Origin of the sequence: Corynebacterium sp. HS2168-gen11 (assembly GCF_024834075.1) — a bacterium.
GTDB lineage: Bacteria > Actinomycetota > Actinomycetes > Mycobacteriales > Mycobacteriaceae > Corynebacterium.
Map to the genome: position 1 here is coordinate 90,880 of NZ_JANUXR010000002.1, position 15,880 is coordinate 106,759.

At 48.5% G+C, this 15,880-nt stretch carries 16 protein-coding genes; 8 read left to right on the forward strand and 8 right to left on the reverse strand.

The window, feature by feature from the left end:
- Positions 1-64: 64 nt before the first annotated feature.
- On the reverse strand, positions 65-478 hold the full coding sequence (locus NXS99_RS01755; RefSeq protein WP_259286958.1) for a cupin domain-containing protein: 414 nt from the start codon (positions 476-478) through the stop codon (positions 65-67).
- A 483-nt stretch (positions 479-961) separates the two neighbouring features.
- Here NXS99_RS01755 and NXS99_RS01760 point away from each other — a divergent pair, with 483 nt between their 5' ends.
- Together NXS99_RS01760 and NXS99_RS01765 are read left to right on the forward strand one after the other, a co-directional pair.
- Positions 962-1,549 carry a TVP38/TMEM64 family protein gene (locus NXS99_RS01760; protein WP_259286959.1) on the forward strand — a complete coding sequence of 196 codons (588 nt, stop codon included), beginning with the start codon at positions 962-964 and terminating at the stop codon, positions 1,547-1,549.
- Positions 1,550-1,568: 19 nt separating this feature from the next.
- Positions 1,569-2,132 carry a MarR family transcriptional regulator gene (locus NXS99_RS01765; protein ID WP_259286960.1) on the forward strand — a complete coding sequence of 188 codons (564 nt, stop codon included), beginning with the start codon at positions 1,569-1,571 and terminating at the stop codon, positions 2,130-2,132.
- 87 nt (positions 2,133-2,219) lie between these two features.
- Here NXS99_RS01765 and NXS99_RS01770 read toward each other — a convergent pair whose 3' ends face one another.
- From NXS99_RS01770 to NXS99_RS01780, 3 genes are read right to left on the reverse strand one after another with little or no spacing between them, the layout of a single operon-like run.
- A complete protein-coding gene (locus NXS99_RS01770) occupies positions 2,220-3,350 on the reverse strand; it encodes an SPFH domain-containing protein (RefSeq protein WP_259286961.1) in 1,131 nt (376 codons plus the stop codon).
- A complete protein-coding gene (locus NXS99_RS01775) occupies positions 3,347-3,778 on the reverse strand; it encodes an NfeD family protein (protein ID WP_259286962.1) in 432 nt (143 codons plus the stop codon). The genes NXS99_RS01770 and NXS99_RS01775 overlap by 4 nt, the downstream gene beginning before the upstream one ends.
- A gap of 11 nt (positions 3,779-3,789) precedes the next feature.
- A complete protein-coding gene (locus NXS99_RS01780; RefSeq protein WP_259287109.1) occupies positions 3,790-4,593 on the reverse strand; it encodes a DUF3097 domain-containing protein in 804 nt (267 codons plus the stop codon).
- 48 nt (positions 4,594-4,641) lie between these two features.
- On the opposite strand from NXS99_RS01780, the gene NXS99_RS01785 reads away from it, so the two are divergent.
- A complete protein-coding gene (locus NXS99_RS01785) occupies positions 4,642-5,349 on the forward strand; it encodes a hypothetical protein (protein WP_259286963.1) in 708 nt (235 codons plus the stop codon).
- Here the strand turns inward: NXS99_RS01785 and NXS99_RS01790 are convergent.
- The 3 genes from NXS99_RS01790 to NXS99_RS09170 form a co-directional block, all read right to left on the reverse strand.
- Positions 5,313-6,389 carry a ferrochelatase gene (locus tag NXS99_RS01790; protein WP_259286964.1) on the reverse strand — a complete coding sequence of 359 codons (1,077 nt, stop codon included), beginning with the start codon at positions 6,387-6,389 and terminating at the stop codon, positions 5,313-5,315. The two genes, NXS99_RS01785 and NXS99_RS01790, sit on opposite strands and share 37 nt — an antisense overlap.
- 91 nt (positions 6,390-6,480) lie before the next feature.
- A complete protein-coding gene (locus NXS99_RS01795) occupies positions 6,481-8,280 on the reverse strand; it encodes a DIP1281 family NlpC/P60 protein (protein WP_259286965.1) in 1,800 nt (599 codons plus the stop codon).
- A 339-nt stretch (positions 8,281-8,619) separates the two neighbouring features.
- Positions 8,620-9,090: a DUF6676 family protein gene (locus tag NXS99_RS09170; protein WP_396124795.1), complete on the reverse strand. Its 471-nt coding sequence runs from the start codon at positions 9,088-9,090 to the stop codon at positions 8,620-8,622.
- A 459-nt stretch (positions 9,091-9,549) separates the two neighbouring features.
- Between NXS99_RS09170 and acnA the strand changes: the two genes are divergently transcribed.
- From acnA to NXS99_RS01820, 5 genes are all read left to right on the forward strand, one after another.
- The gene (gene acnA, locus NXS99_RS01800) at positions 9,550-12,324 is read left to right on the forward strand and encodes an aconitate hydratase AcnA (protein ID WP_259286966.1); all 2,775 of its coding nucleotides are present in this window, start codon (positions 9,550-9,552) and stop codon (positions 12,322-12,324) included.
- A gap of 148 nt (positions 12,325-12,472) precedes the next feature.
- Positions 12,473-13,036, forward strand: a complete 564-nt coding sequence (locus tag NXS99_RS01805; RefSeq protein WP_259286967.1) for a TetR/AcrR family transcriptional regulator — start codon at positions 12,473-12,475, stop codon at positions 13,034-13,036.
- A 27-nt stretch (positions 13,037-13,063) separates the two neighbouring features.
- Positions 13,064-13,798 (forward strand): glutamine amidotransferase-related protein, encoded by a 735-nt coding sequence (locus tag NXS99_RS01810; RefSeq protein WP_259286968.1) that lies wholly within the window; start codon positions 13,064-13,066, stop codon positions 13,796-13,798.
- A gap of 64 nt (positions 13,799-13,862) precedes the next feature.
- Positions 13,863-14,132: an ACT domain-containing protein gene (locus NXS99_RS01815; protein ID WP_259287110.1), complete on the forward strand. Its 270-nt coding sequence runs from the start codon at positions 13,863-13,865 to the stop codon at positions 14,130-14,132.
- 15 nt (positions 14,133-14,147) lie between these two features.
- Positions 14,148-15,512: a PFL family protein gene (locus NXS99_RS01820; protein WP_259286969.1), complete on the forward strand. Its 1,365-nt coding sequence runs from the start codon at positions 14,148-14,150 to the stop codon at positions 15,510-15,512.
- A 120-nt stretch (positions 15,513-15,632) separates the two neighbouring features.
- Here the strand turns inward: NXS99_RS01820 and NXS99_RS01825 are convergent, their stop codons facing one another.
- Positions 15,633-15,875 (reverse strand): hypothetical protein, encoded by a 243-nt coding sequence (locus NXS99_RS01825; protein WP_259286970.1) that lies wholly within the window; start codon positions 15,873-15,875, stop codon positions 15,633-15,635.
- Positions 15,876-15,880: the final 5 nt, after the last annotated feature.

The window sequence follows — 15,880 nt, forward strand, 5'->3', positions numbered from 1 at the left end:
GCCTTGGCAAAGACAACTTCCCTGCCAAGGCCTGATATATCAGTTTTGCACGTTCAAATAGCGCTTAGTGCTGCTCGTTTGGATCGTTGTCAGCATCTTCCTTGGTTGGGTGGATGGTGCCATGAACGTGATCTGGTGCTGCATACAGGGAGTAGAGCTTCAAAGGCTCATCGGACTCATTGACAACATTGTGCCACTTACCTGCAGGGATAAAGACTGCCCAATCGTCTTCGACAACTTGATCAATGTCCAGCTCGGTTTCCGAAGCGCCAATCATGACATGGCCCTTGCCGGATTCAATACGCAAGAATTGATCATGATCATCGTGAATCTCAGCGCCGATTTCGCCGCCAGCTGGAATCGTCATAACGGTCATTTGCAGGTACTGACCAGTCCAGACAGTCTCGCGGAAATGTGGATTCTCGAGGGTCTTTTCTTCAATGTCTAAGATGTATGGGTTTGGGCCAAAATCAGCCATGATGGTTCCTTTCGTTGTGTGTCTGTAGAGATCTACCAATAGGTATGTTTATTCAATACAGTTTAATCTTTAAGTAAGAACTTTCAACTTGTCGCCTTCTTCTTTGGCGAATGCACCTTTCAGTGTACTCATAAATCATGCTCAATGTTGAACATTGTTGCCAATATTTCAGCTGTGAACGTTCCATAAGTCTTGCGCAATGCTTGCGTTGCAGTCGCAGGTAAGCAGCATTTTATGTGTCTTGCCGACATGCTTGTCGACGCCTTTCTGCACCACTGAATAGCTGATAACACCACAGCTTCAGCTTTTCTACGATGTCAGTTGGTCAAAGATGGCTGGAAAATGCCTTGCTGCGGTATTGTGCAATAAGTGGAGAACATTCGAGATTTTTGCAGCATGATAGTCACAGATGCGCGTGCCAGCATACAAGCGTGGTCGTGGCGCAAAAAACTTTTCGTGAGTGTTGTTGTCATAACTGTTTGCATGGCAACAGTTCTGCTGCCGCTTCCAGATCTTGCTGCGCTCCAACGCTGGTCGCTTGCCACCGGCAAGTGGTTCTTCCTCCTATACCTGCTGCTGTATGTCGCTATGACGCAGCTACCAATTCCACGTACAATTTTTACTCTTAGCTCGGGTGTGCTGTTCGGACCAAAACTCGGCATTCTATTAGCCATTAGCGCCACAATGATTTCTGCTGGCATATCACTTGCCGCGATTCGATATTTCCTTGGCGAATGGATCAAACCGAAATTGCATCATCCTGCGGTACGCACTATTAATACTCGAATCGAACAACGCGGTTGGCTGGCGGTTGGCAGCTTGCGCATGATTCCTGGAGTACCATTTTCAATCCTGAATTATGTTGCAGCGCTGACTCCTATCCCGTGGCTCTGGTTTGTGGTAGCCACCGGTGTTGGCTCAGCGCCTGGCACAATTGCAACCGTACTGCTCGGGCATGCTGCGGTAGTTGGTTTTGACAGCCGATTATTGATGATTTCTCTCGGCTTTGCGTGTCTTGGCACCATTGGCTTACTTATTGATAATAAACTTCCAGTCAAGCCTTTACACTAGATACCCAAGGAAGATGTCTATGTTCGCAATACATGCACGTTACCGCGGTCGCGATCGACGACGTGCTGAACTGGTGCGTAATTCAGCGAAGGCTTTATCGCAATTGCCGAATGTAGGCGAGTTTGAAGTTGTTGGGGTCGAAGATATCGCCGCAGCTTTGCACACAGCCGATGGCCTATGTGATGTCACGATGGCACTGCTGTCACATGGTGACTGGGCTGTCAGTATTGCCGTTGCTCCATCCGTTGAAGCCGCTCAAGCGTTGGCGAAATCAACACTTGGGGCTCATGCGCGAGCTGGCATTGTCAAAGTAGGGATTCGTGGGGAAAAAGCTCTCGCTGCGGATATTGCGGGTGCGTTTTTGATGCTTGGCCACATCTTGACCAAGCGCACTCTTGAAGGACGCGAAGCTACCAGCCTCATGCGAAGTGGCTACAACCAAAATGAGTCAGCTCACGAATTAGGGATTTCTAAACAAGCTATGAGCCAACGTCTGCAAGCAGCTGGGTGGCAAGCAGAACTTGCTGGTTGGCGCTTGGCTGTGCGACTGCTTGAACAAGCTGGCACGTTGATGCAGAAGTGACTCCTCACTTACGCACAGCATCATAAAAAATCTCAAGCAACATCGCTTTTCCAAGGTGTTGCTTGAGATTGATTCGTTATAGGGCACTTACTGCTCAGGTAAATGCTCTGGTTCTGCGCTTATCGACGCCGGAGTTGGTATAACTGGTTGTTGCGCTACCGCATTTGCTGCGGCTAATGCAGCTTTAATTTCTGGATTGCTCGTGGCTGCAAACCATTCTTCTGGCACGTCATCATTGCGCTTCTTTTCATGCTTTGGTGGTTCATAACGGAACACACCATCAGCATCTTTGGTTCCAAACGCTTTGGCAAATTGTTCTAAAGAATTGCCAAATTCACTTGGAATCAACCACATAGTAGAAGCTTGACCTTCAGCCATCTTCGGCAATTTCTCCAGGTACTGATATGCCAGCACTTCTGGAGTGATCTCAGATGCCTTAATGGCTTCATTGATATGTTCAATCGCGCGTGCTTCACCTTGTGCTTCTAAGAACTTCGCAGCACGTTGGCCTTCTGCTTTCAAGATGGCAGCTTCACGTTCTGCTTCAGCTCGCAGAATCGCTGCATGTTTTTCACCTTCAGCAGCTAAAATTCGTGCTTGTTTTTCTCCCTCAGCAGTACGAATATCGGATTCACGACGACCTTCTGCCTGCAAAATCATGGCACGTTTTTCGCGGTCTGCCTTCATCTGCATTTCCATGGATTGCTGAATCGATGGTGGCGGATCAATGGCTTTCAGCTCCACACGAGAAATACGCAAGCCCCACTTCGTCGTTGCTGCATCCAGCTCACCGCGCAGACGTCGGTTAATAACTTCACGGCTGGTTAAAGTTTCCTCTAATGTCATACCGCCGACGACGTCACGCAACGTTGCAACCGAGATCTGCTCGACGCCGACAATATAGTTATCGACACCATAAATAGCTTTTGCTGCATCATTGATTTGGAATGTGACAACAGTATCGATGGCCACAGTAAGGTTATCTTGGGTGATCACCGCTTGTGGTGGGAAACTTACCACTCGTTCACGAGTGTCGACGCGTTGGCGTACGCGATCAATAATTGGGATCAAAAACGTCACGCCACCGGAAACAGTGCGAGTATAGCGTCCGAGACGTTCAATGACTGCCGCTTCGCCCTGCGGGATGAGGGCTACTGATTGAAAGAGGATCACGCCCACAATCACAGTCAGTAGCACACCTGCAATTAAGCTGCTCATAACTCGATTCCTTTCGAAACAAATGCTATTGGCCCATCAATTGACATCACATCTACAGCTGTTCCTGGTGGATGCACTTCGGTGGGAATAAAACTGCGAGCCGACCAGATCTCACCATCAATTTTAATTTGGCCATTATGATCGTCAACAGTTTCCAACACGATTGCTCGTTTGCCATGTAGTTCTTGCTGTGCGCTTAAGGCTGCGGCAGGCATAATGCGTGAATGCAGTAGCGGTTTGAGCAATACTACGGTTGCCAATGCGCTTACGCTAAACACAACCAGCTCAACTGTCACTGAAGGGTAAAAATAGGCAGCGCCAGCGGTTGTCAGTGCCGCAAGTCCAAGCATGAACAGCGTAAGTTCGCCCACGAACAGTTCAGCACTTGCGAGCAAGATTCCAGCAACTAACCAAATAAGTGCTCCCATACTTCTCGATGTTACAGTAAATCTTGCTTTGACAGGCTAGGATTTGTCACAAAATCGACAAGCCGTTCTACTGCCCCAATTAACGTTGCATCAACATCTTTGTAGGTGTTGACAGCGCGATACACCCGATTCCATCCTTCTTGAGTACTTCCCCACCGTAATTGTTGGCAAATACCTGTTTTCCAATCTTGACCATATGGAATCTCAGGCCATGTACGAATCCCTAATCGTTCAGGTTTCACCGCGGCCCAAATGTCGATAAAAGGATGTCCTGTGACCAACACATGCGGGCCAACATCTTGGGTCAAGCGCATTTCTTTGCTTCCGGTAATCAAGTGATCTGCCAAGACACCGATACGTCGCGTTGCACTCGGCTGAAACTCTGCCAGGCGCTGCTCAAGATTATCGAGGCCTTCGAGATATTCCACCACGACACCTTCGACACGTAAATCGTGCCCCCAAATCTTTTCCACAATGGCTGCATCATGGATACCTTCTACCCAAATACGTGAAGGAGCAGCCACTTTAGCTTCGACATTGGCAACTTTGATCGATCCTGAATTACTGCGTTGTGGTTGTTGCTTCGCAACTTTTCGCTGAATCGACACACGCTGACCGTCAATCAAAAAAGCACCGTTTCGAATCTTGACCAGTCTTTCAACCCCGCGTCGATCTTCTAAACGCACGAAATCGCCATCATAGGTTTTTTCAAACCCAACAATTGCCCCCACAAAACCGTCGGCAAGCACTTCAAGCACATCGTCGATACTGACCGGTACGACAGGGTACGTTGGGCCAGTTTTCTTTTGAAAAATATCGCCATATTCTCTCACGAGCTAAAACCCTACTAGAGTATCAGTACGATGAATGACTTTTACTCGCCGGTACAAAATATTAGTCTCTGGTTCGGTGCGTGGCTGTACGGACATGTTTCGTTCGATGAGCTGCATGCATCCTTATTAGAGCTTGATGGTCCGCATATGCTTGACGACGCTCCTGAGCACCTGGTGGATCTTGCAAAAATTGTACGTACCCATGCTCCGATAGGCCATGAAGTTCCTGCATTAACCTTTTTATTTGGTGGTGCTGGACAATCTTTGGGGCCGAGTATCGGCAGCCAACACGCAATATTGCTTGGCAGTTCTACTGTGCTTGTCCCACATGCGATCCCCGATGGCATGATTTGGCAGCATCGTGAGTATCCTTTGCCATATCCAGGAATATTACTGCCAGGTGAAGCAGACTTGCAGCTTGCAGAAGCTGCGCGGCGTGCTGCGAGGTTGATTGATACGGCAATTCCAAGTCATGAGGTTCGGGTGGATCCTCGTTTGAAGGTAGGCACGCTGCACGATCACTATGATATTCCTGGATTACCTGCAGCAACGCCGGCTCGCAGCGTGAAATTACTCGCGCGTGCAAACCGGCTTAGTGCAATTGTTGAAACCGTGCTGAACCACTATGGCCAGCATCGATATGATCCTGTGCTCTTAGAACTGGCAATGGCAGTGCGTCAGGCACGGATGTCTGCGGTGCATTATGCAGTGGCAGAATGGGGCCGTTTGGCTGGCTGACAACAGCTTGGTGCACATGGTTCACCATTGACGGTACAGCCTTTGACAGGCATGGTTCCTAAGCTGCGAGGAGTATTATGCTCTCCTGCTGCTAAGAGCAACTCAAGGATCATGTCCGCAAATTCTGGCATATGACCAACTGTGGCAGCGCGTTTGACGTGCATCCCAAGTGCGGTGGCTTCATCTTGGAGTTCGTTATCTAAATCCCAGATCACTTCCATATGGTCGGAAATAAAACCAATTGGGCTAACCAGTAAGTACTTCACCCCTTGTGCCGCTTGTGCCTTGGCATAGTCGACAATATCGGGATCGAGCCATGGTACCTTGCCATCACCTGAGGCTGATTGCCACACCAGATCATAGTTGGTGAGGCCTAGTTCTTCTGCAACCAAGCGGCAAGCTTCTGTGACTTGGCTAGAATACAGCGGACCTTCATCTGCAGTGCCAGAGTGGTGATCGGCAACAACTGGGATTGAATGGGCTGTAAACACTAGGCGAATATCTTTATTTGCAACTCCTTCTGCAGCAAACTCTGCATAACGAGCGCGTATAGCATTGGCATTCGCATGGATAAAGATTGGGTGGTTGAAAAACTGCGCTAAACGAGTAAATCGGATTGCGGGGTAGCTTGATGTGGCAAGATGTTCGCGCATGTGCACGATATCGTCTTGGTATTGCTTGCAGCCAGAAAATCCGCCCCAAGCAGAAGTCGCGAAGACCGCAACGTGTTTGTGCCCTGCTTGCGCGATGGTGGTGATTGTGTCGGAAGCAAACGGATGCCAATTGCGATTGCCGAAATACACTGGTAGGTCGATATTGTTCGAGCGTAAAGCGTGTTCGACGTTTCGGATAATTTCTTGGTTGCACGCATTCAATGGGCTGAAACCATCAAAATGATGATAGTGTTCAGCGACTTCTGCTAGGCGATGATCTGGAATACCACGGCCTCTAGTGACATTGCGAAGAAAAGGCATAACATCTTCAGACTTCTCTGGAGCTCCGAAGCTTAACACTAACACTGCATCAATGGGGGCGTTCATAAGTAGCAAGACTAGCACTACTTTTGATTGATATAGCAATATCTCCTCAATTGCTTAGCAATTGAGGAGATTGTACAAAATCAAGAGATCATTAGAGTAAACGAACGACGTATGGGCTCATACCGCCCCAACGCACAGGCGCAACTCGAACCGTTGAACCAGATTGTGGTGCTTCAACCATCTGACCATCACCAATATAAATGGCCACATGATTCTCAGCATTTGGTCCGTAGAAGATTAAGTCGCCACGCTGCATTTCTGTTGGACTCACTTTCGTACCGTGCTGATATTGATAGCCGGTGTAATGAGGCAATTTCAATCCTGCGGCACCGAATGCGTACAGTACTAAGCCGGAGCAGTCGAAACCGACTTTTGAATAGTCGCCATGACGATCGGCTGTGCCACCATCTTTAATGCCCTTCGTTGGACCGTTCAGGCTGCCACCACCCCAGGCGTATGGTGTGCCGACTTGGCTCAGTGCACGACTAATGACTGCTTCAATCCGAGCATTGCGATCACCATCGACAAGTGGCTCTGTATCAGGTGTTGATTCGCTTGGTGCTGCATCAGGTGCAGTGTTTGGTTCTGCATCAGGTGTAGACGTGCTTGCTGCATTGTTCGTGGCATCTTCCAACGTGACATAAATGTCTTCCGCTATCTTTGCAGCATCTGCAACTGAAGGTGTTTGCTGAGATGTATCCTGATCACTAGGCGCCGCTGCTGCAGGTACATTTGCGGCAGTTGGAGTTGATGCTTCTGCTGCTGCAGCGAGAGCCTGTACCAACTCAGTCGATGCCTGAGCAGCTTGTTTTGCAGCTTCACGCTGTTGTGCCGCTGCAGCTTCTTGAGCTGCCTTATCTGCAGCTGCTTGTGCCTGCGCCGCTTGAGCGGCTTCAGCAGCGCGACGAGCGAGTTGTTCTGCCTCTTTTTGCTTTGCCTGAGCAGCTTGACGTTCTTGCTCTGCTTTCGCTTGAGCAACGGCTGCAGCTGCCTGGCGAGCTGCTTCTGCTGCACGTGCTTCAGCCTCTGCTTTAGCTTTCGCTTCCGCCTCAGCGCGTTGTTGCTTCTCTAGCGCAAGACGTGCAGCCTCTTGAGCAGCTACCCGCTCAGCCTCTGCTTGTTGATACGCATCGTATTCGGCGCGTTGGCTTTCTAACTGCTCAGCTGTCGCTTTTGCAATATCAAGTTGAGACTGTGCAGCTGCGCGTTCTTCAAGCAATTGCTGATATTCTTGCTGCTTGGTTGCAAGCAGCGCAGAGTTTTCTTCAATTGCTTGTTCAGCAGCTTCTTTCGCACGAACAGCTTCTTGCTCTTTTTTCTCGGCAACAATTTTGCGCGCACGCAATTCTGACTCATGATTTGCCTGGCGCGTACGCAACAAATCTAGATCGTCAACTGCTTTACGCTGTTCTGCAATTTGTGTACGAATAAGGGTTTGGCGATCCAGTGCATCTTTACTGGTATTTTTACCGCTAATATCCCCCACTATTTTTGTCGAACCTTGTCGATACACGGAACGAGAAATCTCATCGAGAGTCTGCTGAGCGTGCACAATCTTGGTTTGCGTGTTTTCCAAATCGCCACGCGCCTGGCCGACTGCATCACGAGCCTGCTGTGCAGCCTGTTCAGCTTCACTGAGATCAACAAGTGCTTTGTTTACTTGTTCACGAAGACTACCCATAGTCATTTCGGCATCTGCAATTGCCTTATCGGCTTGCACGATGACGGAACTCAGTTCTGCCAAAGAACTTTCTTTAGCCTTAAGCTGAGTGTGGGCTTGTGAGAGCTCTTGATCAGATGGGTTCGCTGGCTGTGCTAATGAAATCGGGTGTAACGACGATACACACGCGATTGTGGCAGCAAGTGCGATTGCGCGAACAAATTTGTGCACAAGGACTCCTTGTTCAAAATAGGCATAAAGACTATTTGATCCTCTTATGCCGCAACTTGCTTCCCCACAGGCGCAACAATTTGAGGTAAATAGTCAGAAACCATGTTAGTCAAGTTTCTAGAATCGACTCATGAGTCGTTATTCAAACCATAGACCACATTGAAATCTATATCCACTTAAATTTCTTTTATTCCCACAAGTCACAGAGGTCACTTTAGATATAATTATGTACTTGACAAGGAACTTTGGGTTAAAAGTATCTATAGTGTGATTTGCAATACACTTTAAGAATTATCGGCGCGTCGTTATGTAAACAGAGCTCTACATTGTTAATTGCAGTTAAGTTCTAGACCTTGACTGCCAGATTATAAGTGTCAAAGCCATTACGCAGATTATGCTTAGGACTACCAGTGGCCAAAGCTGGAGACCTGTTGATTCTTGATGGATGGCAAGTATGAATTGTCGAAATCCATCTATATAGTCAGGGCTGGAAACTAGACTATGTTGCGCTTGCTCGAGCATTGCGCGTGAGTGTCCATGGGAGACTACTGCAGCAGAGTGAGGCGTTCGTACTATGACAAGTTCATAGGTTGAGTGATCAAGCATGTGCTGCGCAAGGTCGCGTAGTTGTGGTGTATGTGTTGGCGTGTGATCGAGAATAACGATGCCAATATCGTTTGGCTGGGTGGCAAGGTCTGTAACTGTTGTATGGAGCGCCGCCTCAAGGTCGGGATGGGCCACTTCCATGGCGATGCCGTCATGTTTGAGCTCTTGGAGAAGTGTGTCTGGCGAAATGCCTGGAGGTAACATAACTCATTCTTTCAAGGTGGTCGATGTGGCGTGAGGTTGAAGCGTTGCGTTTACATTATACCCCCTGCTGTGGGTAAACTTTTGTCCCTATCTTTCGGATGTGGCCAAGTTTGAAATATTGATGATTTTTACGTAAATGTGCAATGTTTCAAAAACCTGCATGTCAGGGCATGTATATTTTGGTGGATTGGTAAATGACTTAGGTTAGGCATGGCTGTTTATCTGTGCGAACGTGGGGGAAGTGTGGAAAAAATTTTCAAAAAAAGTGGTTTTTATTACTTTACAGAACGGTTGTACTGTTAGAATGTGCGTCAGGCGACGATCATGAAGTGTATCGCTTTATATTCGAGCGCGAAATCCCGCACTCCTATGCGGAAATAGAATTTTTTACACTTACATACTTTCAGACAAGTAATTGGAATCAAGACTATCTGTCTGGACGAGGAAATGGAGCTCAACGTGTCAGAGAGCAAGAACTCTTTTAACGCCAAGAGCACGCTTACAGTTGGCGAGAAGTCCTATGACTACTTCGCGTTGCAAGCTGTGCCAGGTATGGAAAAACTGCCATATTCTTTGAAGGTACTCGGTGAGAACTTGCTGCGTACTGAAGATGGCGCAAATATTACTGCTGAACATATTCAGGCAATTGCGCAGTGGGATCCACAAGCAGAACCAAGCATTGAAATTCAGTTCACGCCTGCACGTGTGTTGATGCAAGACTTTACCGGCGTTCCTTGCGTTGTCGACCTCGCGACGATGCGTGAAGCTGTCAAGACTTTAGGTGGCGACCCAGATCAGGTGAATCCACTGAATCCAGCTGAGATGGTCATTGACCACTCCGTGATTGTGGAAGCTTTTGGTTCGGCTGAATCCTTGAAGCAAAACGTTGAAATTGAATACGAGCGCAATGAAGAGCGTTACCAGTTCCTGCGTTGGGGTGCTGAAAACTTCTCGAACTTCCGCGTGGTTCCTCCAGGAACCGGTATTGTGCACCAGGTAAATATTGAGTATCTGGCACGCGTTGTCTTTGATAACGATGGTTTGGCATACCCAGATACCTGTATTGGTACTGACTCTCACACCACCATGGAAAATGGTCTCGGTATTCTTGGTTGGGGTGTTGGCGGTATTGAGGCTGAAGCTGCAATGCTTGGCCAGCCAGTCTCCATGCTTATTCCAAAGGTTGTTGGCTTTAAGCTCACCGGTGAAATTCCTGCTGGTGTAACCGCTACCGACGTTGTGCTGACGATTACTGAGATGCTGCGCGAGCATGGCGTAGTGCAGAAGTTCGTTGAGTTCTACGGCAATGGTGTGAAGTCTATTCCACTGGCAAACCGTGCAACGATCGGTAATATGTCTCCAGAATTCGGCTCGACTTGTGCGATCTTCCCAATCGACGAAGAAACCACCAAGTACATGCACTTGACTGGTCGTCCAGAAGAGCAAATTGCTTTGGTCGAAGCATATGCAAAGGCTCAGGGCATGTGGCTGGAGCAAGACGCTCCAGAAGCTGAGTACTCTGAGTACCTCGAACTTGATTTGTCCACCGTGGTACCTTCCTTGGCTGGTCCAAAGCGTCCACAAGACCGCATTTTGCAGTCTGCTGCAAAAGAACAGTTCCGCAAGGATCTGCCAAACTACACCTCTGATACCGAAACCGTTGCTCCAGTTAAGGCTTCCGGTAACTTCGAGGCAAACTATAACTCTTCTCGTGCAGGTAACGGCGAGTCTGCAGCACTTGGCGCAGAAGGTCGTATCTCCCGTCCAGTGGTCGTGACCTCACCAAATGGCGGCGAATTCACCCTTGATCACGGCATGGTTGCCATTGCATCGATCACCTCTTGCACCAACACCTCGAACCCATCGGTGATGGTTGGTGCTGGTTTGATTGCTCGTAAGGCTGCAGCTAAGGGTCTGAAGGCAAAGCCTTGGGTTAAGACCATATGTGCTCCAGGCTCTCAGGTTGTCGATGGTTACTACCAGCGCGCAGATTTGTGGAAGGATCTTGAGGCACTTGGCTTCTACCTCGCAGGTTTCGGTTGTACCTCTTGCATCGGTAACTCCGGTCCACTCCCAGAAGAAATCTCTGCAGCAATTAACGAGCATGACCTGACTGCAACCGCAGTGTTGTCTGGTAACCGTAACTTCGAAGGCCGCATCTCCCCAGATGTGAAGATGAACTACCTGGCTTCGCCAATTATGGTGATTGCATACGCAATCGCTGGCACCATGGACTTCGACTTCGACACTCAGCCACTGGGTCAAGATCAAGATGGCAACGATGTGTTCTTGAAGGACATCTGGCCATCCACTGAAGAAATCGAAGCAACTATTGCTGAGTCTATTTCTCGTGAACTTTACGAAGCTGACTATGCTGACGTATTCAAAGGTGACGCTTCTTGGCAAGCATTGCAGATCCCAACTGGTAAGACCTTCGAATGGGATGAGTCTTCGACCTACATCCGCAAGGCACCATACTTCGATGGCATGACCATGGTTCCAGAACCTGTCCAAGACATCAAGGGTGCACGCGTGTTGGCAAAGTTGGGCGACTCTGTCACCACTGACCACATCTCCCCTGCTTCTTCCATTAAGCCTGGTACTCCAGCTGCACAATATCTGGATGCCAACGGTGTGGCACGCCAAGACTACAACTCCTTGGGCTCTCGTCGCGGTAACCACGAAGTGATGATGCGCGGTACCTTTGCAAATATCCGTTTGCAAAACCAGCTCGTCGATATCGCCGGTGGCTATACCTTGGACTTCACCAAGGAAGATGCACCACAGGCATTTATCTTCGACGCTTGTGAGAATTATAAGGCTGCTGGTATTCCGTTGGTCGTTCTCGGCGGTAAGGAATACGGTACCGGTTCTTCTCGTGACTGGGCGGCAAAGGGTACGAACCTGTTGGGTGTCAAGGCAGTTATTACCGAATCCTTCGAGCGTATTCACCGTTCGAACTTGATCGGTATGGGTGTCATCCCACTGCAGTTCCCTGCTGGTGAAACCCATGAGTCCCTTGGTTTGGACGGTCACGAAACCTTCGATATCACCGGTATCGAAGCATTGAACGAGGGTATTACCCCGAAGACTGTTCATGTCACCGCAACTAAGACCAACGGCGATGTTGTTGAGTTCGACGCAGTTGTTCGTATCGATACACCAGGTGAGGCTGACTACTACCGCAACGGTGGTATCTTGCAGTACGTGCTGCGGAATATGGCACAGTCTTAATCTACTGTGTAGTGACAGCCCATCGTCGTATTTATGATGATGATGGACTGTCGTTGTAGCCAGGGGCTCAAAACCAATTGCAGGTTTTCAGCCCCTGTTGCTCTATTGCTATACTTTTGTACATTGGAAGGAGGTTGAACATACCACCATGCCAGTTGTTTCACATGTTGAACTGAACCAACGTCGCCAAGAAATTCTTGATGGTGCGCGGAAATGTTTTGCTGAATATGGCTACGAAGGCGCAACGGTGCGGCGTTTGGAAGAATTTACTGGGAAATCCAGAGGTGCAATTTTCCACCACTTCAGTGATAAAGAAAACCTCTTTCTTGCGCTTGCTCGCGAAGACGCATCACGAATGGCGGCAGTTGTAGCTGATCACGGCCTTGTCGAAGTCATGCGCGACATGATTACCTACCCAGATAAATATGATTGGCTTTCCACCAGGCTCGAAATTTCCTCAATGCTACGCACTGATGCAAGTTTTCGCGCTCGATGGCTGGATCATCAAAAAATTCTCGACGATGCCGTGCTAGAACGCTTAACTGCTAAAGCGAAATATGGCGGCTTGCGTGACGACGTTTCGATCGAAGTACTGCATACCTATTTGGAAACCATGCTAGATGGATTTATTACTCGAATTGCATCTGGTGCCTCGGTTAAAGATCTCGATGCGGTTTTAGATATTGTAGAAGGCAGCGTTCGCCGTCAGTAGACAGAACAGGCTAGAATAAAAATCCTTATGGCTGACTTACTCTTTCTTTCCCTTCGATCAGGTGAACTTGGACCAAAGGTTGCTGAATCAGAATTCCAGGATCTCTTACGCACTACTGGTTATAAAGCAACTGATTTTGATCACATTGTAGTGTCAGACCAATCGGTTGCGATTCCTGACCTAGCCCCATATGCCGGCGTTGTGATTGGCGGCAGCTCGTTGAATATCACCGATGAGACGTATTCGGAATACCAGCAGTATGTGCATACCAAAGTCAATGAGATTATTCACAGTGGCAAGCCAACATTTTTAATCTGCTTTGGTATTGGATTGTTGGCTCTTTTGACTGGTGGCAGCGTCGATAAGCAGCATCCTGAGCAAACCAGTCCAACTGAGGTCGAAGTGCTTGCCGACGACGTTTTATTGCACAATATCCCACGGACATTCACAGCCTTTACAGGGCATCGTGAATCAGTGGCAACGCTTGGGCCTGAAGTTCAGGTGCTCGCGAGTGGCCCAACCTGCCCGTATCAGTTTATTCGGTATCGGGAACATGTGTGGGCAAGTCAGTTTCATTTGGAAATGGATGCGCTTGGCACCGAACGTCGGATGCGCTTTTTTATGGATTATGGCTATTTTTCGCCAGAAGATTTCTCCACAATTGTTGCTTCCCTGCAAGCACATGATTCTTCTCATGCGCATCAAATTTTGCGGAACTTTTTAGACTACGCTCGTGGGTTTGAGCCTGGGCAGCAACGCTAGTATTGCGTTGATGGGTCGGTTCGAAGTTAGGCCAGTGTGAACAAACAGTTGTAACATGGAGTTCATGTTTGCGATTATGACTGTTACAGGTGCAGATCACACCGGCATTATTGCCGCCGTCTCTACCGCTTTGGCCACTCTTGAAGTCAACATCAACAATGTTTCACAGACCTTGATGGATGGCTATTTTACGATGATTTTGCATGTCTCGTTTGATGAGACCAAGCTGGATATCACCGCGATTCAAGAAGCCATGGCGCTGGTTGAACGCGAGCAACAATTAGTCATTCGCATTCAATCGCAAGCCATTTTCGAAGCAATGAATACCATCTAAGCGGGCTTGGCGATTATGGATTTTAATATTTCAACGTCCTCTATTTTGGAAACCATCGAGATGATTGAGCACTATCGTCTCGATATTCGCACAGTGACCATGGGTATTTCCCTGCTTGATTGTGTGCGCGGTGATATGGATCAAACCTGCCAGGCAGTGTATGACAAGATCACCACCAAGGCGAAAGACCTTGTGGCGGAGTGCGAAAAAATTGAACGTGAGCTGGGCATTCCAATTGTCAATAAGCGCATCTCTGTCACCCCAATTTCGCTTATTGCACAGTCAGTGGCAGGTGATCCAATTGCTATCGCCCGGGCACTGGATGCAGCAGGCAAAGCAGTTGGTGTGAATTTCATTGGTGGTTATTCAGCACTGGTAGAAAAAGGCATGACACCAGGTGATGAACGTCTGATCCGTTCGATTCCACAAGCATTAAGCGAAACAGATATTGTGTGCGGGTCGGTCAATATTGGCTCCTCACGAGCTGGCATTAATATGGATGCAGTTGCCCTGATGGGAACTGTTGTGAAAGAAGCTGCAGAATTAACCAAAGATCGTTCTGCAATCGCCTGCGCCAAGCTCGTAGTATTTGCCAATGCCGTTGGTGATAACCCATTTATGGCAGGTGCGTTCCACGGCGTTGAAGAAGCAGACTGTGTGGTATCGGTTGGTGTTTCTGGCCCAGGTGTGGTCAATCGAGCATTGGGCAATCTCGACGGTGCTTCTTTGGACGAAGTCGCAGAAGCTATTAAGAAAGCCGCATTCAAGATTACTCGTGCCGGCCAACTGGTTGGCACAATGGCGTCGCAACGCTTGGGCGTACCGTTTGGCATTGTAGATCTTTCATTAGCACCGACTGCTGAATTAGGCGATAGTGTGGCCCATATTCTTGAACATATGGGACTCTCGCAGGTCGGCACCCACGGCACTACAGCGGCATTAGCGCTGCTCAATGATGCGGTGAAAAAAGGTGGCATGATGGCATGCTCACGTGTTGGCGGACTTTCAGGGTCGTTTATCCCAGTATCGGAAGATAAAGGCATGATCGACGCAGTACGTGCTGGCAGTATTTCGATTGACAAACTCGAAGCCATGACTGCTATTTGTTCAGTGGGACTGGATATGGTGGCAATTCCAGGTGATAGCTCTGCAGCATTGATTTCAGGCATGATCGCTGACGAAGCTGCCATTGGCGTGATGAACCATAAAACCACCGCTGTGCGCGTGATTCCAGTACCTGGAACAGTTCCAGGTGATGAAGTGAATTTCGGTGGCCTCTTAGGTTATGCACCAGTCATTGAGGTTTCCACCGTTGGAAATGATGAATTCATTTCCCGTGGCGGATATATCCCTGCACCAGTGCATGGTTTTAGAAACTAATCACGGCTGCTTGCCCTAATACAACACCGAGGAGCACAGATCTTTGTACTCCTCGGTGTTGGCGTTTGTGTACCGCATATGAGAACGGGTTATAGAAATGATGCAGGAATACCGCGTATGTTATTGCTTGCGGTAACGAATACCTTTGAGGAAAAACCACGGTACACCGATGAAATCGATACACGTGATTAGCAACCACTTCTTTTTCGAACCACGAATCTTCTCGGCAGGCAAATGATACAGAAAATGCCAGGCAACGAGTTTGCTGAAGATATCGAGGGCCAGATACCCTAACAAGAATTTTCGATATGGGTGTTCAGCCCATCGTGTGCAAAGAGCACAATTATGAGAGTGTTGTTTCATACTGT